Origin of the sequence: Methylibium sp. (genome assembly GCF_013817365.1) — a bacterium.
Classification (GTDB): domain Bacteria; phylum Pseudomonadota; class Gammaproteobacteria; order Burkholderiales; family Burkholderiaceae_C; genus Methylibium.
Genome location: NZ_JACDCU010000358.1, coordinates 1 through 4,296 on the forward strand (window position 1 = coordinate 1; position 4,296 = coordinate 4,296).

At 67.9% G+C, this 4,296-nt stretch carries 5 protein-coding genes; 3 read left to right on the forward strand and 2 right to left on the reverse strand.

All coding sequences use genetic code 11. From position 1 onward, the window contains the following. A partial coding sequence (locus H0W38_RS17555) for an amidase family protein (RefSeq protein ID WP_292456464.1) occupies positions 1–673 on the forward strand: 673 nt, incomplete at its 5' end. A 1-nt stretch (position 674) separates the two neighbouring features. Continuing rightward, complete coding sequence (gatB, locus tag H0W38_RS17560; protein WP_292456466.1) at positions 675–2,192, forward strand: Asp-tRNA(Asn)/Glu-tRNA(Gln) amidotransferase subunit GatB; 1,518 nt, start codon at positions 675–677, stop codon at positions 2,190–2,192. Positions 2,193–2,270: 78 nt separating this feature from the next. On the opposite strand, the gene H0W38_RS17565 is transcribed toward gatB, so the two are convergent. Together H0W38_RS17565 and pyrE are read right to left on the reverse strand one after the other, a co-directional pair. Then, the gene (locus H0W38_RS17565; protein WP_292456469.1) at positions 2,271–2,972 is read right to left on the reverse strand and encodes a hypothetical protein; all 702 of its coding nucleotides are present in this window, start codon (positions 2,970–2,972) and stop codon (positions 2,271–2,273) included. A 42-nt stretch (positions 2,973–3,014) separates the two neighbouring features. Then, positions 3,015–3,722: an orotate phosphoribosyltransferase gene (gene pyrE / locus H0W38_RS17570; protein ID WP_292456471.1), complete on the reverse strand. Its 708-nt coding sequence runs from the start codon at positions 3,720–3,722 to the stop codon at positions 3,015–3,017. Positions 3,723–3,737: 15 nt separating this feature from the next. On the opposite strand from pyrE, the gene H0W38_RS17575 reads away from it, so the two are divergent. After that, positions 3,738–4,296, forward strand: a 559-nt coding sequence (locus H0W38_RS17575; RefSeq protein ID WP_292456474.1) for an exodeoxyribonuclease III, incomplete at its 3' end; no start/stop codon positions are given.

Below are 4,296 nucleotides of genomic sequence, written 5' to 3' on the forward strand. Positions count from 1 at the left end.
GCCGCAGGAGTTCTTCGGCACCGCGGTGGCGACCGATGTGGCGCGCGCCGTGCGGGCCGCGCTGGCCGAGCTGGAGCGGCTGGGTGCGAGCCTGGTCGATGTGAGCCTTCCGCGCACCGAGCTGTCCATTCCCGTCTACTACATCATCGCGCCGGCCGAAGCCAGCTCGAACCTCTCGCGCTTCGACGGTGTGAGATACGGACACCGGGCGACCGACTACACCGACCTGCTCGACATGTACCGCAAGAGCCGCAGCGAGGGTTTCGGGCCCGAGGTCAAGCGCCGCATCATGATCGGTACCTATGTGCTCTCGCACGGCTACTACGACGCCTACTATCTCCAGGCCCAAAAGCTGCGCCGCATGATCGCTGACGATTTCCAGGCCGCCTTCTTGCGCTGCGACCTCATCGCCGGCCCCGTAGCGCCCACGGTGGCCCGCAAGCTCGGCTCGCAGAGCGACCCGGTGGCCGAGTACCTGACCGACATCTTCACCCTGCCAGCCAGTCTGGCGGGCCTGCCGGGCATGAGCGTGCCGGCCGGTTTCGGCGAAGCCGGCATGCCGGTCGGGCTGCAGCTGATCGGCAATTACTGGCAGGAGGCGCCGCTTCTGCACACCGCGCATGCGCTCCAGCAGGCGACGGACTTCCACCTCCGCGTGCCGCACGGCTTTTGAGATGAGCCCTCCCGCACTCACCCGCGGCTACGAGGTCGTCATCGGCCTCGAGACGCACACGCAACTCGCCACGGCGTCGAAGATTTTTTCGGGCGCCTCGACGGCCTTCGGTGCCAGCCCGAACACCCAGGCAAGCGCGGTCGATCTGGCGCTGCCCGGCACGCTGCCGGTGCTCAACCGCGGCGCGGTCGAGCGCGCGATCCGCCTGGGCCTGGCGGTGGGCGGCACCATCGCGCCGCTGTCGATCTTCGCGCGCAAGAACTACTTCTATCCCGATCTGCCCAAGGGCTACCAGATCAGCCAGTACGAGCTGCCGGTCGTGCAGGGCGGCACGGTCGAATTTCACCTGGCCGGCGTGCCGCACAGCGTGCGACTGACACGCGCGCACCTCGAAGAGGATGCCGGCAAGTCGGTGCACGAGGGCTTCGAGGACCAGTCGGGCATCGACCTCAACCGGGCGGGCACGCCGCTGCTGGAGATCGTCTCCGAGCCCGACATGCGCTCCAGCAAGGAGGCGGTCGAGTACGCCAAGGCATTGCACGCGCTGGTGGTGTGGCTGGGCATCTGCGACGGCAACATGCAGGAGGGCAGCTTTCGCTGCGACGCCAATGTGTCGGTTCGCCGCCCGGGCGCGCCTTACGGCACCCGGCGCGAGATCAAGAACCTCAACAGTTTTCGCCACATGGCGCAGGCCATCGACTTCGAGGTGCAGTGGCAGATCGACCAGATCGAAGACGGCCTGCAGGTCCATCAGGCCACCGTGCTGTTCGACGCCGGCACGGGCGAAACGCGCGCCATGCGCAGCAAGGAAGACGCGCACGACTACCGCTACTTCCCGGACCCGGACCTGCCGCCGCTGGTGATCGAGTCGGCCTGGATCGAGCGGGTCAGCGGCGAGATGCCGGAGCTGCCGCGCAGCATGGCCGCGCGCTTCGAGCGCGAGGACGGGCTGGCCGCCGCCGACGCGCTCGTGATGACGCAGAGCCTGGCGTTCGCGCGCTTCTACGAGTCGGTCAAGGCGGCCGGGGCGCCGGCCAAGATGGCCGCCAACTGGCTGATGGGCGAAGTCTCGCGCCGGCTCAACGCCGAGGAGCGCGGCATCGAAAGCAGCCCGATCGCTCCCGAGACCCTGGCCGCGCTCATCGCGCGCATTGCCGATGGCACGGTTTCCAACAACGGCGCGAAACAGGTGTTCGACGAGCTCTGGATGTTCAGTTCCAGCCGCGACGCAGTGGTGCCCGGCAAGGTATTGCCTTCTTCGACCACGTTTTCGGCGGGTGCAGGGACCGCCGAAGTCGACGCGGTGATCGCCGCCAAGGGCTTGAAGCAGTTGTCCGACAGCAGCGAACTCGAACGCATCGTCGATGCCGTGCTTGCCGCCAACCCGAAGTCGGTCGACGAATACCGCGCCGGCAAGGACAAGGCTTTCAACGCGCTGGTCGGCCAGGCCATGAAGGCCAGCAAGGGCAGCGCCAACCCGGCCCAGCTGGGCGAACTGCTGAAAAAGAAGCTGGCCTGAGTACGGCCGGCCGGCCCGCAGCGAGCGAGCCCTCCCGGCTCAGGGCCGCCCCGCCCCAGTCAGCAGCCGACTACAGGCTCAGCGCCCCGCGCCGGCCAACGCCGACTGCGGCAGCGGTCCCAGCGAACCCGGCTCGGCGCCGCTCCACAGGCGCCTCAGACGCCCCAGTTCGGCGTCGTACAGGCCGTTGACGCGCTCGAGTTCCGCCTGCTGATTGAGGCCCAGCGCGCGCTGCGCCTCGATGCTCACGTCCACCGCATCGATCTGGCTCGTCAGCTTGGCCGGCACGGGCTTGCCGCGGTAGAACTCGGTCTCGGCCATCAGCGGCTGGCGTTCCTTGCGCAGTTCGCTCACGCGCTCCTCCGATGCCTGCAGTGCATTGCGAACGGGATCGAGCGCCACGTGGCGCGCGCGGTCGTGGGCGGCTTCGTTGGGATACCGGGCGATCAGGTTGCGGTCGCGGCGGATGGCATCCAGCCGGGCGGAGCGCTCGTGCAGCTTGCGGCGTTCGGTTTCCTCGAGGGCCGCGCGCTCGTCGGAGGTGAGGCTGGGTTGCAGGATCATGCGCAGCGAGCCGTCGCTGTTAAGCACGCGCTGCTGGCGGTCCAGGCATTCGGCGATCGGGCGATCGGCCGTCAGGTTGCGGCCGCCCGCATTGACGCAGGTGAAGATGGCGCCCAGGCCCGCCGGCTTGGCCTGCGCCTGCGCCGGCAACGCGCCAGCGGCGAGCGCCGCGCCGAGCAACATGCCGGCCCAGGCTTGCGAACGTGCGATCCCCATCACCGAACTCTCCATTCCAGACAACATTCGAGACAGCCGCATTCAGACCCCGTAACGGTCGCGATACGCCTGCACACGGGGCAGGTACTCCGACAGTGCGGGGTCGGCCCCCTGCGCCAGATACTGCAGCAGGTCGTCCAGTGTCGCAATGGCGCAGACCTGCAAACCTAGTTCACTTTGCACGAACTGCACGGCTGAATGTTTGCCCTCGCCGGCTTCGCCGCCCGTGCGCTCCTGGCGGTCGAGGGCGATCGCCACGCCGACCGGCACCGCGCCGGCGGCCTCGATCATCGCGACCGATTCCAGCACCGAGGTGCCGGCCGACATGACGTCGTCGACGATCACCACACGCCCGGCCATCTTGGCGCCGACCAGGCTGCCGCCTTCGCCATGGTCCTTGGCTTCCTTGCGGTTGTAGGCGTAGGGCACGTTGCGTCCCTGCCGCGCGCACTCCATCGCCACGGCCGCGGCCAGCGCGATGCCCTTGTACGCCGGGCCGAACAGCAGGTCGAAGCCCAGGCCCGAAGCGGCCAGCCGGCGTGCATAGAATTCGGCCAGGCGGCCGAGCTTGGCGCCGTCGTCGAACAGGCCGGCGTTGAAGAAATAGGGCGAAAGCCGTCCGGCCTTGGTCCTGAACTCCCCGAACCGCAGCACGCCGGCCTCGACCGCGAAGGCGACGAATTCCTGCGCGAGTGCGTCGCGCGGGCTCGGCTGCGGTGTCGTCTGCAAAGCCGGCGAAGGGGTCGTCATCGTCTGGAGTGCGCCGTGTTGCGTGTGGTTTCGCTCAACCTCAACGGCATTCGCTCGGCCGCGAACAAGGGCTGGGTCGAGTGGGCCGAACAGGCGGAAATCGATTGTATGGGCGTGCAGGAGCTCAAGGCCCAGCCGGGCGACATGGGCGAGCGCTTCGATACGGTGGCTGGCCTGGCCGGGCGTTTCCACTGTGCCGAGAAGAAGGGCTACTCCGGCGTGGGCCTGTACACGCGCAAGGCGCCGAGCGAGGTGAGCACCGGCTTCGATGGCGGCGAGTTCGATGAAGAAGGCCGCTATGTCGAGGCCCGCTTCGACACGCCGCAGCGCAAGCTCTCCATCATCAGCTGCTACTTCCCGAGCGGGTCGAGCTCCGAGGAACGCCAGCAGGCGAAGTTCCGATTCCTTGCGGTGTTCTATCCGCACTTGCAAAGGCTCAAGGCCGAGCGCGAGTTCATCCTCGTCGGGGACGTGAACATCGCGCACCGCGAGATCGACTTGAAGAACTGGAAGAGCAACCAGAAGAACAGCGGCTTCCTTCCCGAGGAGCGCGCCTGGATGACGCGCGTGATCG